The organism is Pseudothermotoga thermarum DSM 5069, from assembly GCF_000217815.1.
Classification (GTDB): domain Bacteria; phylum Thermotogota; class Thermotogae; order Thermotogales; family DSM-5069; genus Pseudothermotoga; species Pseudothermotoga thermarum.
Genome location: NC_015707.1, coordinates 1,187,467 through 1,212,188, shown reverse-complemented (window position 1 = coordinate 1,212,188; position 24,722 = coordinate 1,187,467). Strand labels below are relative to the sequence as shown.

The 24,722-nt window shown below is 40.3% G+C and carries 28 protein-coding genes and 2 tRNA genes; 11 read left to right on the top strand and 19 right to left on the bottom strand.

Annotated elements, in window-relative coordinates:
* The first annotated feature begins 12 nt into the window (after window positions 1-12).
* Window positions 13-702 carry a pseudouridine synthase gene (locus tag THETH_RS06185; RefSeq protein WP_013932512.1) on the top strand — a complete coding sequence of 230 codons (690 nt, stop codon included), beginning with the start codon at window positions 13-15 and terminating at the stop codon, window positions 700-702.
* On the opposite strand, the gene THETH_RS06180 is transcribed toward THETH_RS06185, so the two are convergent.
* The 7 genes from THETH_RS06180 to THETH_RS06150 all read right to left on the bottom strand — a co-directional run bounded on the left by THETH_RS06180 (window position 682) and on the right by THETH_RS06150 (window position 9,089).
* The gene (locus THETH_RS06180; protein ID WP_013932511.1) at window positions 682-1,608 is read right to left on the bottom strand and encodes an ABC transporter permease; all 927 of its coding nucleotides are present in this window, start codon (window positions 1,606-1,608) and stop codon (window positions 682-684) included. The two genes, THETH_RS06185 and THETH_RS06180, sit on opposite strands and share 21 nt — an antisense overlap.
* Window positions 1,601-2,650 carry an ABC transporter permease gene (locus tag THETH_RS06175; RefSeq protein ID WP_013932510.1) on the bottom strand — a complete coding sequence of 350 codons (1,050 nt, stop codon included), beginning with the start codon at window positions 2,648-2,650 and terminating at the stop codon, window positions 1,601-1,603. The genes THETH_RS06180 and THETH_RS06175 overlap by 8 nt, the downstream gene beginning before the upstream one ends.
* Window positions 2,647-4,191: an ABC transporter ATP-binding protein gene (locus THETH_RS06170; RefSeq protein ID WP_013932509.1), complete on the bottom strand. Its 1,545-nt coding sequence runs from the start codon at window positions 4,189-4,191 to the stop codon at window positions 2,647-2,649. The genes THETH_RS06175 and THETH_RS06170 overlap by 4 nt, the downstream gene beginning before the upstream one ends.
* Before the next feature lie 40 nt (window positions 4,192-4,231).
* The gene (locus tag THETH_RS06165) at window positions 4,232-5,296 is read right to left on the bottom strand and encodes a BMP family ABC transporter substrate-binding protein (protein ID WP_013932508.1); all 1,065 of its coding nucleotides are present in this window, start codon (window positions 5,294-5,296) and stop codon (window positions 4,232-4,234) included.
* A complete protein-coding gene (locus THETH_RS06160; protein ID WP_013932507.1) occupies window positions 5,293-6,042 on the bottom strand; it encodes a nucleoside phosphorylase in 750 nt (249 codons plus the stop codon). Before THETH_RS06160 ends, THETH_RS06165 begins: the two co-directional genes overlap by 4 nt.
* A gap of 5 nt (window positions 6,043-6,047) precedes the next feature.
* Complete coding sequence (locus THETH_RS06155) at window positions 6,048-6,968, bottom strand: nucleoside hydrolase (protein ID WP_013932506.1); 921 nt, start codon at window positions 6,966-6,968, stop codon at window positions 6,048-6,050.
* A gap of 144 nt (window positions 6,969-7,112) precedes the next feature.
* Window positions 7,113-9,089 carry a methyl-accepting chemotaxis protein gene (locus THETH_RS06150; RefSeq protein WP_013932505.1) on the bottom strand — a complete coding sequence of 659 codons (1,977 nt, stop codon included), beginning with the start codon at window positions 9,087-9,089 and terminating at the stop codon, window positions 7,113-7,115.
* A 198-nt stretch (window positions 9,090-9,287) separates the two neighbouring features.
* On the opposite strand from THETH_RS06150, the gene THETH_RS06145 reads away from it, so the two are divergent.
* Window positions 9,288-9,659: a CoA-binding protein gene (locus THETH_RS06145; protein WP_013932504.1), complete on the top strand. Its 372-nt coding sequence runs from the start codon at window positions 9,288-9,290 to the stop codon at window positions 9,657-9,659.
* On the opposite strand, the gene THETH_RS06140 is transcribed toward THETH_RS06145, so the two are convergent.
* Genes THETH_RS06140 through THETH_RS06110 form a run of 7 tightly spaced genes read right to left on the bottom strand, consistent with a single transcriptional unit; the run spans window position 9,656 to window position 14,190 of the window.
* Window positions 9,656-10,393 (bottom strand): YdcF family protein, encoded by a 738-nt coding sequence (locus tag THETH_RS06140; RefSeq protein ID WP_013932503.1) that lies wholly within the window; start codon window positions 10,391-10,393, stop codon window positions 9,656-9,658. The genes THETH_RS06145 and THETH_RS06140 overlap by 4 nt on opposite strands.
* The gene (locus tag THETH_RS06135; RefSeq protein ID WP_013932502.1) at window positions 10,390-11,568 is read right to left on the bottom strand and encodes a M20 metallopeptidase family protein; all 1,179 of its coding nucleotides are present in this window, start codon (window positions 11,566-11,568) and stop codon (window positions 10,390-10,392) included. Before THETH_RS06135 ends, THETH_RS06140 begins: the two co-directional genes overlap by 4 nt.
* 42 nt (window positions 11,569-11,610) lie before the next feature.
* A complete protein-coding gene (locus THETH_RS06130; RefSeq protein ID WP_013932501.1) occupies window positions 11,611-11,811 on the bottom strand; it encodes a ubiquitin family protein in 201 nt (66 codons plus the stop codon).
* Window positions 11,793-12,380, bottom strand: a complete 588-nt coding sequence (locus THETH_RS06125; RefSeq protein ID WP_013932500.1) for a phosphate propanoyltransferase — start codon at window positions 12,378-12,380, stop codon at window positions 11,793-11,795. Before THETH_RS06125 ends, THETH_RS06130 begins: the two co-directional genes overlap by 19 nt.
* On the bottom strand, window positions 12,377-13,495 hold the full coding sequence (gene yqeH, locus THETH_RS06120) for a ribosome biogenesis GTPase YqeH (RefSeq protein WP_013932499.1): 1,119 nt from the start codon (window positions 13,493-13,495) through the stop codon (window positions 12,377-12,379). The genes THETH_RS06125 and yqeH overlap by 4 nt, the downstream gene beginning before the upstream one ends.
* A 4-nt stretch (window positions 13,496-13,499) precedes the next feature.
* A complete protein-coding gene (locus THETH_RS06115) occupies window positions 13,500-13,973 on the bottom strand; it encodes a YqeG family HAD IIIA-type phosphatase (protein ID WP_013932498.1) in 474 nt (157 codons plus the stop codon).
* Window positions 13,963-14,190, bottom strand: a complete 228-nt coding sequence (locus THETH_RS06110) for a DUF4911 domain-containing protein (protein ID WP_013932497.1) — start codon at window positions 14,188-14,190, stop codon at window positions 13,963-13,965. Before THETH_RS06110 ends, THETH_RS06115 begins: the two co-directional genes overlap by 11 nt.
* 249 nt (window positions 14,191-14,439) lie before the next feature.
* Between THETH_RS06110 and rplI the strand changes: the two genes are divergently transcribed.
* From rplI to trxB, 7 genes are all read left to right on the top strand, one after another.
* Window positions 14,440-14,895, top strand: coding sequence for a 50S ribosomal protein L9 (gene rplI / locus THETH_RS06105; RefSeq protein WP_013932496.1), 456 nt, complete (start codon window positions 14,440-14,442; stop codon window positions 14,893-14,895).
* Between the two features lie 6 nt (window positions 14,896-14,901).
* Entirely contained in the window at window positions 14,902-15,741 is an 840-nt protein-coding gene (locus THETH_RS06100) for an MBL fold metallo-hydrolase (RefSeq protein WP_013932495.1), read from the top strand.
* A gap of 18 nt (window positions 15,742-15,759) precedes the next feature.
* Entirely contained in the window at window positions 15,760-16,203 is a 444-nt protein-coding gene (locus tag THETH_RS06095) for an NfeD family protein (RefSeq protein WP_013932494.1), read from the top strand.
* A complete protein-coding gene (locus THETH_RS06090; RefSeq protein WP_013932493.1) occupies window positions 16,200-17,123 on the top strand; it encodes an SPFH domain-containing protein in 924 nt (307 codons plus the stop codon). Before THETH_RS06095 ends, THETH_RS06090 begins: the two co-directional genes overlap by 4 nt.
* A complete protein-coding gene (locus THETH_RS06085; protein WP_013932492.1) occupies window positions 17,123-17,629 on the top strand; it encodes a hypothetical protein in 507 nt (168 codons plus the stop codon). The genes THETH_RS06090 and THETH_RS06085 overlap by 1 nt, the downstream gene beginning before the upstream one ends.
* Before the next feature lie 64 nt (window positions 17,630-17,693).
* On the top strand, window positions 17,694-18,356 hold the full coding sequence (gene pdo, locus THETH_RS06080) for a protein disulfide oxidoreductase (RefSeq protein WP_013932491.1): 663 nt from the start codon (window positions 17,694-17,696) through the stop codon (window positions 18,354-18,356).
* Window positions 18,357-18,359: 3 nt separating this feature from the next.
* Window positions 18,360-19,304, top strand: a complete 945-nt coding sequence (trxB, locus tag THETH_RS06075) for a thioredoxin-disulfide reductase (RefSeq protein WP_013932490.1) — start codon at window positions 18,360-18,362, stop codon at window positions 19,302-19,304.
* On the opposite strand, the gene THETH_RS06070 is transcribed toward trxB, so the two are convergent.
* Genes THETH_RS06070 through THETH_RS06055 form a run of 4 tightly spaced genes read right to left on the bottom strand, consistent with a single transcriptional unit; the run spans window position 19,301 to window position 22,622 of the window.
* Entirely contained in the window at window positions 19,301-20,569 is a 1,269-nt protein-coding gene (locus THETH_RS06070; RefSeq protein ID WP_013932489.1) for a HAMP domain-containing sensor histidine kinase, read from the bottom strand. The genes trxB and THETH_RS06070 overlap by 4 nt on opposite strands.
* Window positions 20,566-21,246, bottom strand: coding sequence for a response regulator transcription factor (locus THETH_RS06065; protein ID WP_013932488.1), 681 nt, complete (start codon window positions 21,244-21,246; stop codon window positions 20,566-20,568). The genes THETH_RS06070 and THETH_RS06065 overlap by 4 nt, the downstream gene beginning before the upstream one ends.
* Before the next feature lies 1 nt (window position 21,247).
* On the bottom strand, window positions 21,248-21,748 hold the full coding sequence (locus tag THETH_RS06060; protein ID WP_013932487.1) for a hypothetical protein: 501 nt from the start codon (window positions 21,746-21,748) through the stop codon (window positions 21,248-21,250).
* A gap of 52 nt (window positions 21,749-21,800) precedes the next feature.
* Window positions 21,801-22,622, bottom strand: coding sequence for a DegV family protein (locus THETH_RS06055; RefSeq protein WP_013932486.1), 822 nt, complete (start codon window positions 22,620-22,622; stop codon window positions 21,801-21,803).
* A gap of 118 nt (window positions 22,623-22,740) precedes the next feature.
* Here THETH_RS06055 and THETH_RS06050 point away from each other — a divergent pair.
* Together THETH_RS06050 and THETH_RS06045 are read left to right on the top strand one after the other, a co-directional pair.
* Window positions 22,741-22,831, top strand: a tRNA-Leu gene (locus THETH_RS06050).
* 52 nt (window positions 22,832-22,883) lie between these two features.
* Window positions 22,884-22,970, top strand: a tRNA-Leu gene (locus THETH_RS06045).
* A gap of 22 nt (window positions 22,971-22,992) precedes the next feature.
* Here the strand turns inward: THETH_RS06045 and THETH_RS06040 are convergent.
* The gene (locus THETH_RS06040; protein WP_407635674.1) at window positions 22,993-24,687 is read right to left on the bottom strand and encodes a M3 family oligoendopeptidase; all 1,695 of its coding nucleotides are present in this window, start codon (window positions 24,685-24,687) and stop codon (window positions 22,993-22,995) included.
* Window positions 24,688-24,722: the final 35 nt, after the last annotated feature.

Below are 24,722 nucleotides of genomic sequence, written 5' to 3'. Positions count from 1 at the left end.
GAGAGAAAAATCATGAGACTTGATAGATACCTTTCAAACGCAAAAGTCGGTAGCAGAAGTTATGTCAAGAAGTTGATAAGAGAAGGCTTGGTGAAGGTCAACAACGTTGTTGTGACAGATCCTTCTTTTGAGGTTAAACCCGAAGACAAGGTATTTCTCGAAGGAAATCCTGTAGCACCTCACAGATTGGTGTACTTGGTATTTAACAAACCCGCTGGATACGTCAGCGATAGAACAGATTATGAGGCTTCCATATTTGACTTGATCGATCATCCATACATCGATGAACTTCACGTTGCTGGAAGGCTTGATAAAGACGTCGAAGGTATGATGATACTCACGAACGATGGCCAATTCACCCACAAGTTGATAAGTCCAAAATACAAAATCGAAAAAGAATACCACGTGATCTTCCGTGGAAAAATTGATCAAGAAAAGCTGTCAAAAGCTCACCAGGGTGTGTACATCGACGGTGAAAAGTTTACCCCAAAGAAGATAGAGGTTATTTCTGACAATCTGCTTTGCATCGTTCTTACGGAAGGAAAACATCACGAAGTTAAGAAAATCCTTAAATATCTTGGCGTTGAATACGAAAAGATCAAAAGGGTAAGGATAGGAAAACTTTCCCTTCAAAACCTTGAACCTGGAACTTTCAAAGAATTGAGCGAAGAAGAGAAACAATTATTGCTCTTGAATCCTTGAATGAGTTTTCACTCTAACTCTGGCGTACAAAAGCAAAACACCAAGTGTAAGTATGAACGGGAGCATGTTGGTGATCTCCGAAGGAATTCGCAAAGATTGAAGGGTTATTCCAACACTTTCTGCAATACCAAAAAGCAATGCACCCGCGGCACTTAAAAGCGCCGATTTGCCACCAAGCGCCTGAGCTGCAAGAGATATAAAACCTCTTCCGGCGGTCATGTCCCTTGCAAACCAAGAAACGTATCCCATTGAAAGAAAAGCCCCGCCAAATCCGGAAAGTAAACCACTCAAAAGAAACGCGTAGTATCTCATCCTTTTTACCGAAATACCAACCGAAAGGGCTGCTTGGGGATTTTCACCAACAGCTCTCATGTTCATACCAAAAGCTGTTTTGGTTATCAAATAGTGAATCAAAAAGACACAAATGATCGCCAAATAAGTCAAAACGTTGTGACCACTTAGAACCTTTCCAACAAACGGAATTTCTCTCAAAATGGGTATCTCAATCCTTGGTATAACGTAGCTTCTCAGCGCAGCGGATGTTCCTTTTTCACCGGTTATTGTAAAGAGTAAAAAGACAGTCAAACCAGAAGAAAGGAGGTTGGTTGCAACCCCAGCTATGACAACATCTGTTTTCAAATTGAGATGAAAGTAAGCAAGCAAAGCCGCAACAACAACGGCTGATGCAACTGCCGAAAGTAAACCAACCCAAGGGTTTTTCGAAAAAGAAGCCACGATTGTCCCCGTGAAAGCAGACATTAACATCATACCTTCTATCCCAATGTTCACCGTTCCTGCGATGGAACAAATCAAAGCCGCCATGGTTCCAAAAAGAAGCGGTGTAGAAACCCTTACAACACTGTACCAAAAAGCAGGATCGAAGAACTGCTGAAGAACACTATTCACCTTTCATCGCCTCTTTCTCAATAACCTTTGTTTTGAATTTTTCCAGCAACGCTTCGGCGGTTATCAAGAATATCATTATCGCCTGCAGAACTATGACTATTTCCGGTGCAATACCGGTGGTTCTAGCCATCACGTTTGCTCCGGTTCTAAGATAAGCTATGAACAAAGCGCTCAAAGGAACAAGCAGCGGGTTGTTTCTTGCAAGTATAGCAACTATTATTCCATCGAATCCATATCCTGGTAAAGATTGCCAGACGAACCTTCGATACATTGCAGATATTTCTATTGCCCCACCGAAACCAGCTATGGCTCCAGATAGAATTTGAACCCAAAAAACCACACTTGATGTCTCTATACCGCTGAAAAAGGCAAACTTTTTGTTTGCACCAACGATTCTTATTTGATAACCAAATTTGCTCCTGTACACGATAAAACCAATCAAAAAGGCAAGCGCCAAATTGATGAACAAACCGCTGTTCAACCTATACCAAGTTAAGGTTGCAAGCCAAGCGGTTTCTGGAAATCTGTAAGAAACAAGTGCACCAGCCGCTTTGTCCCGAAAATAGTTGTTCACCAAGAAAAGGACAAGGTAGTAGGAAATGTAATTCATCATCAAAGAAGAAACAAGTTCGCTTGCCTTCCACTTTGCTTTAAACATTGCTGGAACAGTTGCCCAAATAGCACCAAATGCCGCACCAGTCAGCAAAGTAAGCAAAAGGTGAATATAACTTATGCGTGGAAAAGTCAGTGCACAAAGCATAGCGCCAAAAGCCCCGAAGAAAAATTGACCTTCTGCGCCTATGTTGAAAATTTTCGCTTGGAAAACCAATGCATTTGCAAGCCCAGTTGCAATCAAAGGAGTTGCGTTGTTGAGAAACTCAAAAAATCTTCGCTGCGTTGACAATGGACCAGATATGAAAAACCTAAAAGCTTCGTTTGGATTATCCGTCGTGAAAGACAGAAAAATGTACCCAACCAGCAAAGCGATCAAGATCGTAATTGCAAACCTTGCTAGTTCCAAAAACGCAAGTTTTCCCTTCATGTCAGATGCTCCTTTAAATAATCCCAACTTTGTCTTTTTACACCAAGCATGTAGTGTGCAAGCTCAGTTTCCGATAAATTTTGGTTTGCAAAATGTGCAACAATTTCGCCTTTATACAAAACTGCTACTCTATCAGATATTTGAAGAACTTCTTGAAGATCTGTTGAGATCAACAATACCGCCTTTCCCTCATCTCTCATTTGAAGCAATCTTTTTCTTATAAACTCACTTGAAGCAACATCGATTCCATGGGTCGGTTGACTTGCTATTACGATCTTACAATTGCTGGTGGTTTCTCGTGCAACTATGGTTTTTTGTATATTACCACCGGAAAGAAATCTTACAGAAGTACTTGGAGACTTGGCCTTTATGTTGAACATTTTTATCATTCGCTCGGCAAAGGCTAAAACTTTTGAAGGTCTGTAGATGACTTTCCCGCTGAACGGCTGTTGATAGTACCTATCGCTGATCAAATTCTCAGCCACCGACAAATCCAAAGCGCTTCCAACTTCAACCCTATCTTCCGGTATGTGCGCAAGACCAAGACGTCTTATTTCACCTGGATGCTTGTTCAATATATCAACGCCGTTCAACAATATTCGACCGGTTGCTTTTTCTCTCAAACCCGTGATTATCTCAACAAGTTCTTTTTGACCATTTCCTTCCAAACCAGCTATAGCAAAGATTTCTCCACCACGAACATAAAAATTCACGTTTTTCAAAATATGAGCACCATCTTCTCGGTAGTAGTTCAGATTTTTTACTTCCAATACAATTTTTCCAGGTTTGGCAGGCGTGCGTTCTATCTGGTATTCAACTTTCCTTCCTATCATAAGCTCAACGATATCCGTTTCGCTGACATCCTGGTTTTTGTAGGTACCAACTACATGTCCATTCCTCATAATTGTGATCCTATCGGATATCTGTTTAACCTCGTTTAATTTATGGGTGATGAAAATTACAGTTATTCCTTCTTTGGAAAGCTTTCGCAAAAGTTGAAAGAGTTCTTCAACTTCCTGTGGTGTGAGAACAGAAGAAGGTTCATCCAATATCAGTATCTTTGCCCCTCTAACCAAAGCTTTCAATATTTCAACACGCTGTTTTACTCCAACCGGTAAATCCATTACCTTTTCACAAACAGGTACATCGAAATTCAGCTTTTTTGCATAGTCTAAAACTATCTCTTCCATTTTCTTAAAATCAACAGCAAATGGTCCTTTTTTCGGTGCAATACCGAGCATGACGTTTTCGGCCACCGTGAAAGATGGTACAAGCATGAAATGCTGGTGAACCATACCTATACCATGTTTTATCGCATCCTTTGGAGATGAAAAGTGCACTGTTTTTCCAAAAACTTTTATTTCGCCACTGGTTGGCTTTTCCATCCCAAAGAAAATCTTCATCAAAGTAGTCTTTCCTGCCCCGTTTTCACCAACTATGGCGTGTATTTCTCCAACGTTTATTTGAACATTTACGTTTCGATTCGCAACAACACCGTTTGGATATATCTTTGTGATGTTAACGGCCTCAATCGCAACCACCTTATCACCTCAAAAAAACCGCGAGGAAGCGGGCGCTTCCTCACGGTCTAACGCTCATTCTAAGCTTATTGAGTTCATCTGGTGACATGCCGTAAGCAGAGCTTACTTTGATTTCACCTTTTAGAATCTTTTCCTCTATCTCTTTGATCTTGTTTCTGAACTCTTCTGGTACGATTTCTCTATAGTATTTGTTGTCGGCTACACCGACTCCACCCTCAAGAATTCCCAGTGCCTCAGCCTGCCCATAAATTAGTCTTCCTTCCAAGTGAAGTTTTATGGCTCTAAACAGCGAAAGATCAACATTCTTCATCATCGAAGTCACGATCCTTTTTGCGATCTCTATATCCGTGTCCTCGTAGATCAAAGCCTGATCAGAATCAACACCTATTGCCCACCTGTCGGCTTCTTTTGCTGCTTCCAAAAGTCCTATACCAGTGTTGCCAGCAACGTTGAAGATTATATCCGCACCCTGCCTGTACATTGCCAAGCTGAGCTCCTTACCTTTCGCTGGGTCGTTGAAGCTTCCAACGTATGAGATCAAAACTTTGATGTTTGGATTTATGTACCTTGCTCCTTCGATGTATCCAACAAGAAAGTCGTTTATGACTGGTATGTCCATTCCGCCAAGAAATCCGATGATCGGTTCAGGATTTGTCTTGGGCATACCGGATGTTGTTATTAAAGCGGCAAGAGCTCCTACCAAGAACGAACCTTCGTTTTGCTTGTAAAGTATTGAATAGACGTTGTTTAAACCTTTTTTCGAATAATCAACAGACGTGTCGAAAATTATGTATCTTTTCTTTGGATAGCGTGGGGCAATCTCTTCAAGTATCTCAACCATCTGCCATGTTCCAACAATGATTATGTCAAAGTCTTGGTCTGAGAGATCTTCAAGGTACGGTCTCCAGTTCGCTGGATTATAGCCTGCTTCGACTATTCTTATTTGAACACCAAGCATGTCTCTAGCCATGTAAACTCCTCTTGCAGCAGAATCAAAGAAAGACTTATCTCCAAGGTTTCCGTTGACTAACAATGCTACTTTCAATGGTTTTGCGAAAGTAGCCAATGTTAAAACCAAAAGCAATACAACCAGCAACTTCTTCATACCATCAAACCTCCTTTTATAAGAATTTCAATGGCTTTAATGGCTATCTTTATGGAATTTTCCAAACCTTGTTCGAATTTTGGCCCCGCTTGGATATAACCTTCCTCTGATAACTCTTCTCTTACAGTTAACACCGATCCTGTGAGAAGCCCTTTCAGTGCACCTATCACGTACAAAGCTCCCAACTCCATTTCAACAGCAAGAACACCCGCTTTTTCAAGTTGTTTTCCAATGTAAGAATGCCTTTCGGGGTCGAATTTTCTTCCGTAATATGAATCGGTGGACAACACAATTCCAACATGATATGGGTTTCCAACAACTTTAGCTGCCTCAATTAATGCCTTAACTACGCGAAAATCTGCAACAGCAGGAAACTCAGGCATTATATATTGTGCGGTTGTTCCATCCATTCTCACAGCAGCAGTCGCGATAACACTGTCCCCCAGTTTTAAATGCTTTTGAATCGCACCGGTTGTCCCAACCCTTATGATAACTTTGGCATTGGTTGTGGCAAGTTCTTCAATGCCTATTGCCATTGCTGGTGCACCCATTCCAGTTGACATAACACTAACTTTTTCCCCAAGTAAATATCCTGTGTAAGTTAAATACTCTCTGTTTTCTCCCACTTTTGTTGGATTCTCCAAATATTTTGCGACCCTTTCAACTCTGCCTCGGTCTCCAACGACTATTACATATTTTCCTATCGCATCTGGTTCTACTCTTATGTGATATCTTGGATCTTCCACAGCAATTACCCCCTCAGCTGAGAGATTTTTTCAAAGAAGATCTCAAAAAATTTTCCTCGATTAACTTTTGTTAAAACCCTTGCGTTCGGTCTTTTACCGCTTCTTTTCCAAATATCAACAACAGTTTGTCCACACGTGAGTTCACCTTTGGTTTCCACATCCACATAATAATCATCAAACTCAAAGATATCCGGTCTTACAAGGTACATGATCGTAGCAGGGTCGTGCAACGGTACTCCTTCTATTCCAAAAATATTTCTATAAGTTGATTTGAAAAATGTCAACAGGTCAGCCAAGATGTTGAATTTATCACCCATTTTTCTTAAACGTTCAACTTCTCTGTCTGTCGCAATTATCTGATGTGTCAAATCTAGCGGAGCCATAACAATCGGTACACCAGAGTTGAAAACGATCTTGGCTGCCTCGGGGTCAACAAAAATGTTAAATTCAGCAACTGGAGTAATGTTTCCAAACGCTATTCCCCCGCCCATGAGCACAATAGAGGATATTTTTTTGACAAGATGAGGGTATTTCAACATAAAAAGCGCAACATTTGTGAGTGGACCAGTTGGAACCAATACAACATCATCGTATTTTTCCAACATTTGAGCGATAAAGTCAACTGCATGAAGACTCTCTATACTCCTTTTTGGTTGGGGAAGCTGGGCTCCATCAAGTCCGGTGCTACCATGAATCTCCGGGGCAGTTACAAGCTCACGCAAAATAGGTTTTGCACAACCTGGATAAACCGGAACATCGATATCGAACATATCAAGAACTATCCTTGCGTTACGAGAAGTGTTAAAAAGTGTCGAATTGCCAGCAACTGTAGTTACACCAAGAAGTTCTATCTCTTTGCTCGACGCTGCAAGCAATATTGCAAAAGCATCATCGTGCCCCGGATCGCAATCGAGTATTATTCTCACGTTTTTTCCTCCTTTTTGCCGTGTTGTCACAGTTGTCACAATTGATTCTATCATAATATCAAAATTAAAGCCATCCAACTACTCATTGAAGAGAGCTGGATGGCCTGAAGTGTGACTTTTAAAGTTGAAAAGCTATTTCAACCATCAAAGCTTGTACTTCGAAGCTAACTGCTGCAAATCTTTAACAATTTGGTTGAGCTCATCCACCGCATTTGTTAGACCTTTCGTCTCATTCACTTGTTGTTCTATAGCCGTTGAAACCTCGACAAACGATTGTTTTAAAACCTCCATGTTGCGCACTATTTTGTCCATAGCGGCTGATATTTCTTGAACAGCCCCACTTTGCTCTTCACTTGTGGCGGCCAAATCATTTGTAAGCGAAGAGAATTTGCTAACTTCTTCAACCATTTCGATGATATTTTGAACGGCTTCGTTCATGATTTTAATCACATTCTTAAGCTCTCCTGCTACGTATTCTCCGCCTTTGGCAACAACAGCTGTTAAATCCCTTATTTCTTTTAAGGTCTCGGAAATGCTTTGGGTTGACCTTCTGCTTTCTTCTGCAAGCTTTCTTATTTCGTCGGCAACAACGGCAAATCCTCTTCCGGCTTCACCAGCCCTTGCAGCTTCTATGGCGGCGTTGAGAGCAAGCAAGTTGGTCTGCTCGGCTATATTGGATATGGTGTTTGTGATAGTTTCGATTCTTTGCGACATTTGAACGAGTTTTTCCATCGTTGTCACGGTTTCTTCAGTTGTTTTTGACATAGCGTTTATATTTTCCGCAAGCTTTTGTATTGAAGAAGAGGTTTTTTGACCTTTAGTTCTAAGTTCCTCAGCCTTTTCCGAAAGTTTTGCGGCATTCTTGGCAACGTTTTCAGCACCGGAAGATATTTCCTCAATACCACTGTTGACTTCGCCTGCAGATTCTGAAATTTCTTCAAGCATTCTGCGAGCATCGCTGGCCAAGTTGTTTATCTTATCTGAAAGTTCTGTGCTTTTTTCTATGTTGTCTTTCAATTTTCCAGCAAATTCGTTCGCAGTCTTTCCAAGCCCAAGTATTTTTGAAACGCTGTCTTTCAAATCGTGAACCAAACTTTCAAAAGCTTTTGATAGCTGACCAACCTCGTCTTTGCTTTGAACGGAAATCGTTTTGGTTAGATCACCTGAAGCTATTCCCCTTGAAAACTCTGCAAGATTTACTATTGGCTTTGTCAACCTTCTTCCAAAGATAAAACCTATCAAAACGCTTACGACGATTGCCGCTGCAGTTGCAAGAAAGCTATTTCTGAGAGATTCGATAAACGGCTCGTTCAATTCTGATTCCAAAACCGCAATATTCAGCATCCAGTCTGCGTTCTTAATCGGCGCCATGGCAACCATTCTTTTAGCTTTATCAAGGGTATACGAATAATGTGAAACTTTTGCCTTTGAAACTTCTTCTTCAAGACCTTTTAGAGCTGAATCTATTTCACTCAGCTTTTTTGAAACATATTTCTCATTCGGATGGGCGATTATTCTACCTGAAAGATCACATACATATGCATATCCTGTTTTTCCATATTTGATGGGGGAAATTACATCTTGTAAAGCTTTCTGTGGAAGAACTGCTCCAAGGATACCAGCCGCTCCTCCTTCATCGGAAGGAATCATCACTGCAAACACTATAGATCTTTCACCTTGCCAATCGATTGGAGCCACATAGTGAGTCGCTCCTCTTTCAAAAATAGCCTTGAAGAAATCTTTTTGCGACAAATCAAGTTCTAAGTCACTTGATGAAAAGGCTTTTCCTTGAGAATTAACCACAAACCAATCTGTGAAATCTGCCACCTCAAAATTTTTGCGTTTTCCGCTCAAAAGTGAAACCATCATAAGACGTTGGAACAAAGTATCTATAACTACATATGCTTGAAAATCTGGAGCAATAGTATTCAAAAGGGAAATTTTCGATTCAATCCAATTTCCCAACACGACAGCCTCTTTTTCAGCTTTTTGTTTTAGAGCATCTATTGCAAAATTTAACAGTTGCTTTCGAGATTGAAGAATATTTATAGTTGTCAGCACAACCGCTGTTAAAACAACTAAGACCAGCAATATCCCGACTACTTTGAACCTAATTCCCATTTTTCAAACCTCCTTCTTTGTTAAATTTTGTATTATATTCAAAATAAATCTACTAAATGCTTTTATATTCCAAATGTCATTGTACCACATCTTTTTTGCCTGTGAGCGTTTAATAAAAGTTAATTTTTCAAACACAACACAAGGAAAAAGAATTGTGCGGTTGCAATATTATAATAACTTGAGAAAGGAGGTGTTTGCATGAACCCAAAAGAGTTTAAAAAAATAGCAGTCATAGGAGCCAGTAGAAACAGAGAAAAATACGGCAACAAAATAGTTAGAGACCTTGCCTCAAAAGGTTTCGAAGTTTATCCAGTCAACGCATACGCCGACGAAATAGAAGGTATGAAGTGTTTCAAATCTTTGGAAGAGCTTCCAAAAGAAGTTGAACTTTTGGTTTTCGTCATACCCCCAGATCAGGGATTTCAAGAAGTCCAAAAAGCAGTTGAACTTGGTTTTAGAAGATTTTGGTTCCAACCAGGAGCTGGTTCCAAGGAAATAGAAAATTTTCTAAAAAGCCGGAATATTCAGTATGCAATGGGAAGATGCATAATGGTTGAAACAAGCTTTTAAAGCTCAAGAAGCTTGTAATAAATCATTCCAACAAGTTCGTGAATTGCAGAAAGGTTGGCATTCAAAGCATCTTTATTCGGTAGCAAGTCAATCCAACCTATGCTGTAATCGTAAAGATAGTTTGCAGGATACGGTGCTATCTCAAGCGTGGTTTTCTTGAAAGATAAAATTGATCTTTTCAGATGAACGGCGGATGTGACCAAATACAATCGCTTGAAACCGTATTTTTCTGCTATTTGTTCGGTGTACTTTGCATTTTGTCTTGTATTCTGCGCGGCAGGTTCTACAACGATCATTTGTTCGGGCATATAATTTTTTGCAAAATCTTTCATAACAACAGCTTCTGGAATCTTTTTCGTTCCAGGTATGTATCCCCCTGAAACTATCAAAGGAACTTGGTATTTTGTTGCAAGATTTATACCTGTAAGCATTCTAAAAACGCTGTTTGGACCAAGTTGATAACCGCTTGGAGTTTTTATAACTCCTCCTCCAAAAACCACCACCGCGTCTGGTTCAAAAGGTTCAACCCAGCTGAATTCTTTCTCAAGCGGCTGAACAAAAATCAAAATCCCCACGGCACTGCTCAATACATAAAACAAAACGCCTGTGAAAAACAAAACCATTGCCAAAGATTTCTTCAGCTTGTAAACCTTAAAGCCTAATGCAACCATTATGGTTACAAACAAGCCTGGTGGAAGAACAAAAGCTTCTAAAACTTTAACTATTGCAATCATACTTTGCAAAGTAAATTTTTCACTACTTGAACGTGCATTTCTACACCTATGGGTAAGCAGTCTTCGTCTATGTCGAAATACGGTGAATGATGGGGCTTATCCAATCCCTTCTTTTTGTTGGCAGAGCCAAGTAGATAAAAACAACCAGGAACTTTTTGCAAAAAGAACGAAAAATCTTCCCCACCCATAGTTGGTGGAACTAAAACCACGTTTTTCTTACCCACGACCTTTTCAGCCACCTTTGCGACAAACTGCGTCATTTTTTCGTCGTTCACAAGCGGTGGTGTGCCGTCTTTGTAATCTATTTCAGCTTTCAAGTGGTGTGCATCGGCAATCTTTTTGACTAAGTGTTGAATCTCTTTTTTGACCAACAATCTCGTTTCTTCTTTTAAAGCTCGTACCGTTCCTTCCATTACGGCATGTTCTGGAATTATGTTGAAAGCCGTTCCAGATTCGACTTTTCCAACGGTTACAACCGCGCTGTCAAGTGGATCTACTCTTCTGCTCACAATTGTTTGTAAAGCCATAACCAAGTTGCAGGCTCCAACTATTGGATCGTTGCAAACATGAGGAGTGGCTCCATGTCCCCCCTTTCCCACAAGAACTATTTTAAATTCGTCGGCACAAGCCATCATTGGACCAGGTCTAACACCGATCTTTCCACATTCCAAAGCATTCCAAACGTGTATTCCAAAGGCATAATCCACTTTCGGATCATCCAAAACTCCTTCTTCAATCATCGGCAAAGCTCCACCGGGAGGAAATTTTTCTTCGGAAGGTTGAAAAACAAAAACCACATTACCTTGTATTTCACTCGCGTGATCTTTCAAAATTTTTGCCGCAACAAGTAAAATGGCGGTGTGAGCATCGTGACCACATGCGTGCATTGCTCCATCGATCTTTGATCTATAAGGAACCTCGTTAAGTTCTTGCAATGGAAGCGCATCCATGTCGGCTCTTAAAAGTACCGTTTTTCCCTTTTTTGCACCTCTCAACACAGCTACAACACCTGTTTTGGCAACGTTTCTTTTGACCTCCAATCCCAATTTTTCAAGATAATCGGCCACAAACTGCGAGGTTTTGTAAAGATCAAAACCAATTTCTGGATACATGTGAAAATGTCTACGAAGTTCAACAACTTCGTCTTTCAAAGCTAAAGTTTCATTGCTCAACATTCTATAACACCCCCTATAAAAAACCGGCAAACCCTTTGAAGGTTAGCCGGCCGAGGTGACCTTTTTTATAACAACCTTTGAACCGCTTTTCACAACTCTGTCTTCGGTGTAAATTTCGTCGTTGACTATGACAACATGTTCCAACGGGTTGAGGTTCAGATCTTTCAATATGTCTATAACTCTTTTCGGTTTTTCGTATTCGTAAACCTTTCCTTTGTACTCAACTAAAATTCTACTATCCATACCAAATCACCGTTGTTCAGCATGGCAGCATTTGCCTCATCGGTGTCGATGTGAAAATCCAAAGCAAACTTGTCGCTCACTCTGACGACCACATCGTCGAATATGATCCTTCGTTCTGGCTTTTCGGCAAGGACTTTGACTATTTGCTTGTCCTTTACTCCATAATGTTCAGCATCCTTTGGATGCATGTGAATGTGTCTTTTTGCTATGATAACACCTTTTTCAACGACAACCACACCCTTTAGACCTATTATAACAATACCAGGCGTACCTTCGATATCACCAGATTCCCTGACGGGTGCGTTTATACCAAGTTTGAACGCATCAGTTCTTGAAATTTCAACCTGCGTTTCTTTTCTGACTGGTCCAAGAATTCTTACGTTTTCAATAGCTCCTTTTGGGCCAACGATGGTAACAGTTTCCTTACAAGCGAATTGTCCTGGTTGACTTAATGGCTTTAGCTCGGTAAGCTGATAGCCAACACCAAAAAGTGCCTCGAGATCTTTTTGAGAAAGATGAACGTGCCTGTTGCTCACTCCAACGTTGATACCAGGTTCTTTTTTGATCATATTTGCTCCTCCTTTCGAAGATTTCTGTATGGATTAACAAGTGCATTTCTTTTCTTGACCAAAACCGTTTCGGGAAGAGTCACCTTAACCTTGAAAGGTCCTCGTCGAACGCTCAACCAACCCAAGCCAGCGATTGAAAGCTCTTGGCCAATATCCAAGTCAAAGAATCGTTCAACCCATTTGACTTTTTCTTTCGAAGGCTGCGAAGATTTGCAGGGTGGAACAAGCATTTTTCCATAATGTTTTTCCCAAATTTGATCTTTCTTTGTTATGTTTGTAAGATGAAACTTCACCTTTTCGCTTGCAAAGAATTGGAAAATGGGTCTAAATGGTCCTTCGAAATCAAATTCAAAAACACACATTCCTCCAACGAAAAGAACGTTATCTTTGTCCGGTTTAAAAGTCATTCTGCTCAATTTTTTCACGGCCCAAATTTCAGCTTGGCATTCCACAGGAAGAAAGTCCATCAGCCGCTGGGAGGTTATCAAACCGGGTGTGTCGAAGATTTTGGTTTGAGAATCTTTAAGTTTAGCGCTTATTATATCAAGCGTTGTGCCAGGAAGAGATGTCACGGTAGCCTTTTTCCCCGACAGTTTGTTGAATATCGAAGATTTTCCAACGTTTGTCACACCAACAAAACACACTTTGTTGAACTTTTCAAGGAATCTATACAAGGAATTTATTCCGTAGTTTTTCTCAGCACTCAAAAGGAATATTTTTTCAAAATCATCAACGTTGACGCATGTTTTAAGCCAGCTTCTTATTTCGTCAATTTTAACGGCTTTTGGAATCAAATCGATTTTGTTCACAACAAGCGCAACTTTTTTTCTAGCCAAAAGTTTTTTGATTCTTTCATCGTAACTTCCTTCGAAATCCGAAATATCTATTATCCAAACTACTAATTCGCTTTCTTTTACAACCTTCTCAAGACTTTCCAAAACGTTTTGATCGATTCTCACAGGTTTTACCTTACGATAATGTTTTAGCCAAAAACACCTTTGACACAGGATTTCCTTTCCTTCCGCCTTTCTTTTTTTGAAAGCTTCAAGCGGAATGTAACCAGGTTTGTATTCATCGTCGTGCTGCAGTTCTACTCCACATCCAGGACACTTCATATTATCACCTTTTCCAAAGTGGTTTTGTTATCAATTCCAAAAATCGAAAGAACTTCGTGCCGAAAAATTCCTTTTTGCTAAGCGGTTCGACTTTTATCGTGTAAGCCTTCAAAAACTTTCCCACCAAAACATCGGTGAAAATTTGATCGCCAATCATCACAATTTGATCGTTTTTAACTCCTTTTTCCTTCAAAACTTTTCTTAACTTGAAGGCAAAAGGTTTTCCAGATCTCCAAAAAACCTCAACACCATCTAGACAAAGCTTTCTTGGTTTTCCGTTTGAAGCTATTAAAACCTCTCCTCCTGCTTCCTTGATTTTTTGAAGAATCTTTTCAAATCCATCGAGTATCTTTGAAGATCTCCAATAACCAAGCGTGTTGTCAAAATCGAATATGAAAAAGGTTTTCCCTTGTTTGATAAGTTTTTCAAAGTCTATATCGTCAACTTTTTCAACGATCATGTCGGGTTTAAATATCACCGTTGTTCACCCTCACATCCACCACTTCAAGCGGAATAAAGTTTTTCAACTCGTTGAGAAAATCAAGAACCTCATCCTTCAATCCCTCGGTCGTCAATATTCTCAAAAGCCCATTTTCGTACTTTCGAATGTTGACTAAATTGTCCTCAGCTTCAACTATGTATCCAAGGGTGTGAACATCTTCTCTTGCCATCTTCACATAGATGTCGTATTCCACAAACAACCACTCCTTCCAAAAAACATTATAAGTTATATTTTGAATGGTTGACACGGTTTTTGAAAATTTTGAGAAAAAGAAACAACCATCTAAGTTTCCTTGTCGAAAAACATCCACTTGCAATAGCAAAAAATGGCAAAATGGATTATATCAATTGGTGGCAAAATCGTGTTTTATAAAGTACAATATTTTTGAGAGATTTCAAGACATTATTTTATGATGAAGTATCAACCAAGGAGGGTGAAAAATATGAAAGTGATTCTTCTAAAAGATGTTCCAAATTTGGGAAAAGCGGGTGAACTTAAGGAAGTAAAAGATGGATACGCCAGAAATTACTTGATTCCAAACGGATTGGCGAAAATTGCAACCGATTCGGAGATAAAAAAATTAGAACATGAAAAAGCAATGAAAGCTCAAAAGGAAGAAGCAATTAAAAGAAAAAGCGAAGAACTTCTTAGAACACTGCAAAAATCGGTTCATAAGATTTCTGCAAAAGCCGGTGGAGGTGGTAAACTCTTTGGGGCTATAACCGGCGCCAATTTAGCAGAAATACTTTCCCAGCAAACAGGTTTGGAGATCGATAAAAAGTGGATCAACTTGGAAAAGCCCATAAAGGAAGTCGGACTGTACGATGTGGAGTTTCGACTGCCCGGTGGTGTGAAGGGAATTGTAAAAGTTGAAATTGTCGCCGAAGAGAAAGGGTGAAATTGATTGATACTGCAAATATACTCCAAAGCTTTGTATTCCACATGGGTTTATTACGCACCTGAAAGAATTCTTTTTGACGCTGGTGAAGGCGTTTCTTTAACGATGTCAAACAGAATTTACGCGGTGAAGTACGTCTTTTTAACGCATGGGCACATCGACCACATCGCAGGTCTTTGGTCAATTGTCAACACCAGGAACAACTCGATGGGAGATAGGGAAAAGCCACTTTATGTTTTTTATCCAAAAGGAAACAAAGCCATAGAAGAATGGCTTCAGTTCATTCGAAAAACGAGTGATGATTTGAGGTTTGAGTTGATCGATCAACCTGTTTCAGCCGGCGAGAGAATTTTCTTAAGACAAGCAGGGGGTTTTTCAAGGTACGTTGTTCCATTCAAAGTTCGTCACACAGGTTCAGATCCATGTTTTGGATACAGCGTGATAGAAACCAGAAAAAAGCTCAAAGACGAATACAAAAATCTTCCAGAAAGCGAGATCGCAAAACTTGCAAGAACACTTGGTTCAGATGCAATCACCGAAATTTACGAAAAAAAGTTGCTAACAATATCTGGCGATACCTACGGTATAGATCCACAAGATGCAAAGGACAGTGAAATTTTGGTACACGATTGTACCTTTTTGAAAGTATCAGACAGGAAGATGAACGCCCATGCATCCATAGAAGAAGTCATAGAAATAGCCAAACAAGCCAACGTTGAAAAGTTAATTCTTTACCACATATCCACGCGCTACAGTGGTAAAATAGAAAGGTACCTCAAGAATATCAAATTCGATGGAAACTTTCAGCTGATGTACGTCGATCCGGAAAGTCTTTTCACCTATTGAAGAGGGGGTGAAAAATAAATGGAACCTTTTGTCGTTTGGCTGATACTTGGCGTGCTGCTTGTAATTGGAGAAATACTAACCCCGACTTTCTTTCTGCTTTGGTTTGCAATAGCAGCCTTTGTCACGTCGGCCGTCAGCACGATGTTTGGAACACTTGTACAACTTTTAACCTTCATAGCTGTAAGTGCAATCCTTGTCATTCTTACAAGACCACTTGCGAAAAAGTTGGTTAAGCAAGAACCAAGAAAAATCCATATCGACGAAATCATTGGTAAAATAGCAACAGTTGTGGAAACCATTGACAACAAAGCTGGCAAAGGCCTTGTGAAAATCCAAGGTGATATTTGGAGAGCCTACTCTGAAGACGACACTGTAATCGAAGAAGGCAAAAAAGTTCAAGTGCTCAAAGTTGAAGGTGCCCATGTTGTTGTTAGAAAGGTAGAAGGAGGTGAACAGGGATGATAATAGCGTTGGGTGTGCTTGTTTTATTGATTCTCATAATAGCCGCAACTGGTATCAAAATCGTTAGACCTTACCAAAGAGGACTTGTAGAAAGGCTTGGAAAATTCCACAGAGAAGTCGGCCCAGGTTTACATTTCATCATCCCATTTTTTGACAGAATGACAAAAGTGGACATGAGAGAAATGGTCATCGACGTTCCACCACAAGAAGTCATAACCAAAGACAACGTCGTCGTAACAGTCGACGCCGTCATATACTACGAAGTCACGGATGCATACAAAGTTGTTTACAACGTAAACAACTTCCAATTTGCCACTTTAAAGCTCGCCCAAACGAACCTGAGAAACGTCATAGGTGAGCTAGAACTGGATCAAACGCTTACAAGTAGGGAAAAGATCAACGCAAAGCTTAGAACAGTTCTCGACGATGCAACGGACAAATGGGGAGTTAGAATCACAAGAGTTGAAATCAAAAAGATCGATCCTCCAAAAGACATAACCGACGCGATGAGCAAGCAAATGAAAGCTGAAAGAACAAAACGCGCTGCCATACTTGAGGCAGAAGGTATAAAACAAGCCGAAATATTGAAAGCCGAAGGTGAAAGGAACGCCGCGATATTGAGGGCAGAAGGAGAAGCGGAAGCGATCAAAAAGGTGGCTGAGGCAAACAGGTACAAACTCATCGCGGAGGCCGAAGGACAAGCCGAGGCAATTTTGAAAATCTTCAAAGCCATTCACGAAGGCAACCCAACCAACGACTTGATAGCAATCAGATACCTTGAGGCTTTGAAAGAAATAGCTAATGGAAAAGCAACGAAAATCTTCCTGCCGTTTGAGGCATCTGGTATACTTTCAAGCATAGCTGGAATTGCCGAAATTTTGAGAAAAAATGAAAAAGAGGAGGAAAGCCAAAAACAGTGATGGAAATTGTAACTGATTTAATCCTCGGTCTTATTTGTTCGTCCATTGGAATAGTAGGAGCGCTTTTACTTGCTTGGCTTCAGTTCACAGAAACTGTGATTTTTTCCCTGTCACCGTTTTCATCGATCAACTTCCTTGTGGTGACAGGGCTTTTGATCATGTACAATTCTTCATTCAGCAAAAACAGCATAGGAAGCGTTGTTATATACTGCATCATAGCCTTTCTTTACCACATAGGAAGGATAACAGAATATCTGGAAAAAGAAGACAAACGATTCCGAATTCTTTTCCTTTCCTTTGGATATACCAAAAAGGAATACGTTGGGATGTACCTGTTTAGAAAATCAACACACAGAAACCTTTCGTCGCTTCTTTCGTGCTGGGGACTTTTAACTACAGGCCTAGTTTTGTCAGACTTTTACGCCAACGCGTCGGGTAAGTTGATCTTAGGAGGATTGTTGATTATCCTAGGATTTACATCGGCTTTACTGGACAGAAAAGAATAAATTCCGACTAATATGGTAGAATTTTTATGGAAAACGAAGGCAAAACTTTCGGAGGTGCAAGAACATGGCATTGTTGAGCGAAAAAGACGTACAGTACTTGAAAAGAGCTTTTGAAGAACAGTTGAAAGACAAAGTGAAGATTTTGTTGTTCGTAGACGATGCAACTGAATGTGAATACTGCGATCTGACAAACCAAGTTTTAAACGAGCTTGCAAGCATAGACAACAGAATTGAGGTGACAACGTACCACATTAAAAGGGACAAAGAAGTTGCACAAAGATACAACATTGACAAAACGCCTGCCATTGTTATGCTCGACAAAAACGGTAACGACACAAGGATAAGGTTTTTCGGTATACCCTCTGGACATGAATTTTCAACCTTACTTCAAGATATAGTCGCTGTTTCAACTGGAAAACCCGTTTTATTCAACCAAAAGCAGATAGAAGAAATTAAATCGATAAACAAACCTGTGAACATCAAAGTCTTTGTCACACCGACTTGTCCGTACTGTCCAAAAGCGGTCTTGCTAGCTCACATGGCTGCCTTGGTGAATCCAAACATAGTTGGAGAAATGATCGAAGCAAACGAGTTTCCAGAGTTAAGTATCCGATATGGCATCGCGTCGGTACCTCATACTTTCATCAACGACAAAGTTGACTTCATCGGAGCCTATCCTGAAGGTGCGTTCATCAGAGAGCTTTTGAGGGCTGTAGGAGGCGCATAAAAAATGTTCTTTGATTTTCAGTTTGCAAAGCAAATCAAAGACTATTACGACGTTGTGATCGTTGGTGGTGGACCTGCTGCGCTTGGCGCAGCGGTCTACGCTCGTCGAGCAGGCTTGAGCGTGCTTGTTGTGGAAAAAGTTCTTGAGGGAGGGCAATTGAACTTCACAACAACTATAGACAACTACCTTGGCTTTCCAAACATCGAAGGAAAAGAGTTGGCTTCGAAGATGAAAGAACACGCCGAATACCTTGGCACAGAATTTCTTAACGAGACTGTTGAAGAGGTAATCTTGAATGGAGACTTGAAAGCCATTAGAACTGATTCTGAGAGAATTGTGAGCGGCAAAGTTTTGATGATCGCAACTGGGGCTGAACCAAAAAAGCTTTCCGTTGAAGGTGAAAAAGAACTTGCGGGAAAAGGAGTTTCTTACTGCGCAACCTGCGATGGTTATTTTTTCAAAGACAAAAAGGTCGCGGTTGTGGGAGGAGGAGATACGGCCATAAGCGATGCGCTCTATCTTGCAAGAATTGCTGAAAGCGTTACAGTCATCCACAGGCGCGACAAACTTAGAGCTGTGAAAAGCCTTCAAGAAAAAGCTTTTGCAACTCCAAAAATCAAGTTCATGTGGGATACGGTGGTTGAAAAATTCGAAGGCGATCAATACCTTAGAGCCGTTGTTGTGAAAAACGTCAAAACTGGAGAAACAAGCAAGTTAGAAGTCGATGGAGTCTTTATAGCCATAGGATTAACACCAAACTCTGGGCTAGTCAAAGACATAGTTCAACTCGACGAACAAGGCTATATAATCACCAACGAGTGGATGGAAACATCAGTTAAAGGGATTTACGCCATAGGTGATGTCAGAAAGAAAAACGTTAGGCAGATAATAACCGCTGTGGCCGATGGAGCTATAGCTGCCATCCACGCAGCGGAAAATTATTTCTAATCATTGAACAAAACTTCAAAGACATTCTTTCCTTGATCGTGGTAATACCTTATCTGTCCTTTATGAAGTTCAACGATGGCTTTTGCTATTGGCAAACCCAAGCCAAGCCCTTCTCCTTTTGTTTTTGAACCTCTGAAAAATCTTTCAAAGATTTTGTTTCTTTCTTCTTCTGGTATCGCTCTTCCAAAGTTTTCAACTTTGAAAATCACCGTGCTGTCGTCTTTATAAAGTCTTACAAAAACTTGGTTTGAACCTTCACAGTACTTGCAAGCGTTTTCCACTAAGTTTGTAAAAACATGTTCCATCAAATCTTTTATGCACGAGAAAGTCACCTTCGGTTGTATGTCAAGCTCGAATTCTATATGTGGAAACTTCTGCATGAGCTGTTCCAAAGATTCCATCAAAATTGAAGACAAATCCTCCTGCACGAAGTTCCCTTCCTTTTGATGTTGAATCCTAGCCAGCAAAAGCAATCCTTCAATGATTCGAACCATTTTGTTCAGATTTTTCAAGACAGATTCCAGTTCCTGGGAATGTTCTTGGTATGAAAGCAAAAATTCAACCTGCGCTTTTGCACTTGCAAGGGGATTTCTAAGCTGGTGAGACAAATACGAAGCAAAACTTCTGAGTTCTTCCATGGTTTTCTTCAACCGATCCAAAGCTTCGTTGATCTGAGTTTGAAGTTTAAAAACCTCCTTGCTGGTGGCTTGAACCTCTATTTTTTCCCTTAAACCTTTTGAAACTTCGTCCATCTGTAGCCCGATATCTTCAATTGGTTTAACAAGCTTTTCAACAAGCTTGCTTCCAAAGTACATTGCAAGCAGAATGACTCCAACCAAGGTTGAAATCAAACTGAACGCAAGCGTTAAAAGCATTGTATTCCTTTGCTTTGTGCTTTTTACTATTATCACTTTGTAAACCTCGAAAGGTTTTACAAAAACCTTGTAGCCTGAAAAGAAGCGAAAACCTTCTTGAAAAGAAACAAGCTGAAAAATCAAGTCGCTTGGGATTTGAAAACTTGCAATGGTTTTACCGTCTTCAACAACCAAAAATCCAACGTCCCTTTTGCCAAACAACGCCACAGGTTCTTTCGTCGGTTCTTCAAGATATCTGATCAAATCCGCCATGAAATATTCAAGTTCTCTGTCGATTTGATTTATTGAAAGTCTTTCCACCACGAAAAACAAAACCAAGGCTATCGAACAAAGGCTGATGATGAGAATCGACAGGTAGAACTTCTCTATACTCTTTCGAAGAGATTTCATAACCTTTCTTCCCATCGGAATCTATACCCAAGGGTTGGCACAGTTTCTATATACTTATCGTACCCAAAATCTCTCAACTTATTTCTAAGGTACGAAATATACACGTCCACCACGTTGCTTCTGATGTACCTTTCATTCTGCCAAACTTTTTCAAGAATTTCTTCCCTAGTGAAAACCACGTTTGGATTTCTAAGGAAAAACTCCAAAAGTTCGTATTCTCTTTTGCTAAGCTTAAGTTCAACATCTTTTATTCGAACGCTTTTAGCCTTCGTGTTGATTTTAAGATCTTTGAACTTCAACTCTTCGCCTTTAACCATTTGAGATCTTCGAATCAAGCTCGCTATTCTTGCCGAAAGCTCTCTCAAATCGAAAGGTTTCGTCAAATAATCGTCCGCGCCAAGAGAAAGCCCTTTTACCTTGTCTTCCACAGCATCCAAAGCGGTAAGCATCAGAACAGGAACTTCTATGCCACTTTCCCTCAACGCCTTGACGAACTCAAAGCCATCGATCCCTGGGAGCATTATGTCCAAAACTATGCAATCGTAACGATTTTCAAAGGCTTTATCCAACCCTTCATCGCCATCGGTTGCCGTATCAACCACATAACCTTCTTTTTCAAGAAACTTTTTAACGGTTTTGAGCAAATCTTCGTTGTCCTCGACGATTAGAATTCGCATGTCAACCACCTTGCACCTTCAAACTTTCAAAGTATTCACGTCTATCCTTTATCCAAATCACCGCAGTCGTTTTCATACTGACGGCTGCTACTTTTTCTTTAGTTCCAACTATCCAGCCTTCGTGAGTTGGATATGCAAACAAAACATTCTTTCCGATCGAAAGAATAGCCAAAGAAATCGCATTTTGAAGGTTAATGGAATAACTGTAATTGTCCATCTTTAAAGTAGACCTCGCAAGCATTCTTCCATCAATTGCAGAAATTTCAACTCTTTCCACAACGCTTAGAACAACCCAAACGTATTCATCTTTTGAAAGATCAAGGTAACAAACCATTGGATCCTTAATACCGCTTATCCTTACTGCATCCAAAATCGATACTTTTACCAAACTCAAGTCAAGAGCATCGTAAAAAGCTTGAATTTCTTTTATCCTAGCAAGAAAATCTTGCGAAAAATTGACCAGGGAAATGCACACCAAAATAAGCACAAAAATTTTTCTCACAAGCTTCACCCTTTTTTGTTTACCAAAAAGTGCTTAAAAAACGATTAAAGCCTCATTCTTTAACCACCAAAACACCAAAGGTTTCAGGTCCTGCGTGCGCAGCCACCGCTGGTCCTATCCGAGCAAGTCCAGCTATCTTCCCAAGTTTTTCCTGAAGCTTGAAAACAAGCCTTTCCATGGTCTTTTTTCCATATCCAGCGTAAACGGTTCGTCTGTCTGGTGCGAAACGTTCAACAAGCTCAACTATCTTGTCGATCATTTGCTCTTCACTTTTGGCAGTTGTGACTTTGTAAACTTCGCCTTCTTCGTCTATAGAAAGAATGGGCTTGAGGTTGAAAAGCTTTCCCATAAAAGCGCTCAGCTTTCCTATCCTTCCTCCTTTTTTGAGGTATTCAAGGGAATTTAAAACGAACAGCATCAAGGAACTTTTGTTGTATTCAAGTATCTTTTCTTGGGTGATTTTCTCGCCTTTAAGCAAATCTGCGGCAACGCGTTGAACTATATGAAAAATTTTCCCACTCACAGCTTTAGTATCAAAAACGTTGACTTTCTTCAAGCTCATTTGTTCGACCAACATTTTTATCATGTTGAAGGTTCCGCTCAGCTTACTGGAAACAGTTAAAACAACTATTTGCTCAAACTGTTTGCTCAACTTTTGCAGCAAACTCAAAGCGTCAGAAGGACTCGGTAAGGACGTGGTGATTTTCTTTCCTTTCTCGAGTTCTTCATAAATTTCCTCACAAGAGATATCCACTCGATCTTTGTATTCTTTGTTATCGATGAATATTCTAAGTGGCAAGATGTACAACGGAATCGGGCAAACGTAATCTTCAGGTATATCTATGGTGCTATCAACAACGATTGCACAATTCATTTTTCCTACCTCCAACATGAAAGTTTTTCATTTCAATTTTACAGCTTTTGCCGCGCATTTGTATTTAGATTTGCCCCCTTGAACTAAAAAAGATCGTGTGGTAGAATTATCAACGAGTGCCGAGGTGGCGGAACTGGCAGACGCGACTGACTCAAAATCAGTTGAGGGTTGACCCCCTCGTGCGGGTTCGACTCCCGCCCTCGGCACCAGCTATAGACAAATTGACTTTTAACATTTCAAATGTTAAAATAGTGTTGTAGTGCCGAGGTGGCGGAATTGGCAGACGCGCATGGTTGAGGTCCATGTGGGTTCTAGCCCGTGCGGGTTCAAGTCCCGCCCTCGGCACCAACCCCGCCAAAAAGGCGGGGTTTTATATTTTTTGTTTTTCGAGCCACAAGACAACCTTCTCTGCGACCTTTTTAATCGTCTCTTCCTCGAACGGTGAACTTAAATTTGCAAGTTTAACGAGTTCCATGAAGGATTTGCTTCCACCTGCATCGCAAAGCTTAAGGTAATCTTCGAAGGCTTTTTTCCTATTTTCTTCCCATTTGATCCAAAATTGGAAGGCACATATTTGTGCAAGAACATAGTCGATGTAGTAAAATGGGCTTTCAAAAATGTGAGTCTGTCTGTGCCACCTTCCACCGTTTTCCAAAAATTTATTTCCATCGTAATCGAGTTCTGGCATGTATATCTTCTCAAGACTTCTCCAAAGTTTTTTCCTTTGCTGCGGCGTCATCGATGGATTTTCGTAGACCAAATGCTGAAATTCATCCACAAGGGTTCCATAAGGTATGAAGAAAAGCGCAGACGAAAGATGTACAAACTTGGCTTTTTCGGCATCTTGACCGTAGAACAGCTCAAGCCATGGCCATGCAAAAAATTCCATGCTCATGGAATGAATCTCGCAAGATTCGGTCGTTGGCCAATAATATTCTGGAACCGTGAAATTTCTGCTTCGATAAACTTGGAAAGCATGCCCTGCCTCGTGTGTTAATACTTCCACATCGTCCTGCGTACCGTTGAAGTTGGCAAATATGAAAGGCGATTTGTAGTTGGGTATGAAATGGCAAAATCCTCCTGGATATTTACCTTCCCTGCTTTTCAAATCCATCAGCTCGTCTTCGAGCATGAAGTTGAAAAACTCACCGGTTTCCGGCGACATTTCTTCGTACATCTGCCTTGCCTTTTGAATTATTTCATCTGGTTCTCCCTTTGGCTTTGGATTTCCCTCTTTCAACACAACGCTGAAATCGTAGTACTTAAGAACATCCACTTCCAATCGTTTTCTTTGCTCTTCCCTAAGTTCTGAAACAACCGGTACAATGTACTTTTTTATCGCTTCTCTGAATTTTGCAACCATTTTTGGATTGTAATCGGATCTACCCAATCTATCGTAAGCAAGTTGAACGAAATTTTCATACCCCAATTTGTGTGCTATCTTTGTTCTAACCTCAACAAGCTGATCGTAAATCTTATCTGTTTTCTCTTCATTTCTCTCAAAAAACGAAAAGTAAGCCTCAGCTGCCTTCTTTCGAACCTGTCGATCTGCAACTTGCATGAAAGCCGCAACCTGCGGCAAGGTAAGGTTTTGCCCTTCAAAAGGTATCTTGGCCGAAGAAACTAGGTTTGAATACTCAGTTCCAAGTTTGTTTTCAAGAATTAGATCCTCAAGCACCTCTGGTTTGAATGTTTTTGTTTGAAGCTGAGCTATGGTGAAAAGCTGATTTCCAAATTCCTTTTGAAGTTGATCTTTAAACGGTGAACTCACAAGCGCTTTGTAAAGCTCGACGATTACACCCTCCATTCTTGGTGACGCTTCATCGAAGTATTCTTTCTCCTTTTTGTAAAAATCATCCAAAGTGTTCATGCAGTACCTTATGGTTGCAATAGCTGAAGCCGTTGAAAAATCGTTCCTAAGCTGGTTGATCTGGTTTAAAATATCCCGCGCTTGTTCAAAGCTGTTTGCTTTTTTGAAGCTTTCGATCAAATTTCTAAGCTTTTCCTCCAGTTGATCAACGTTCGGCCTTTGATAAACAAATTCTGAAAACTTCAAATCTATCACCTCCAAATACTATTTTATTGATAGAATAACTGGCA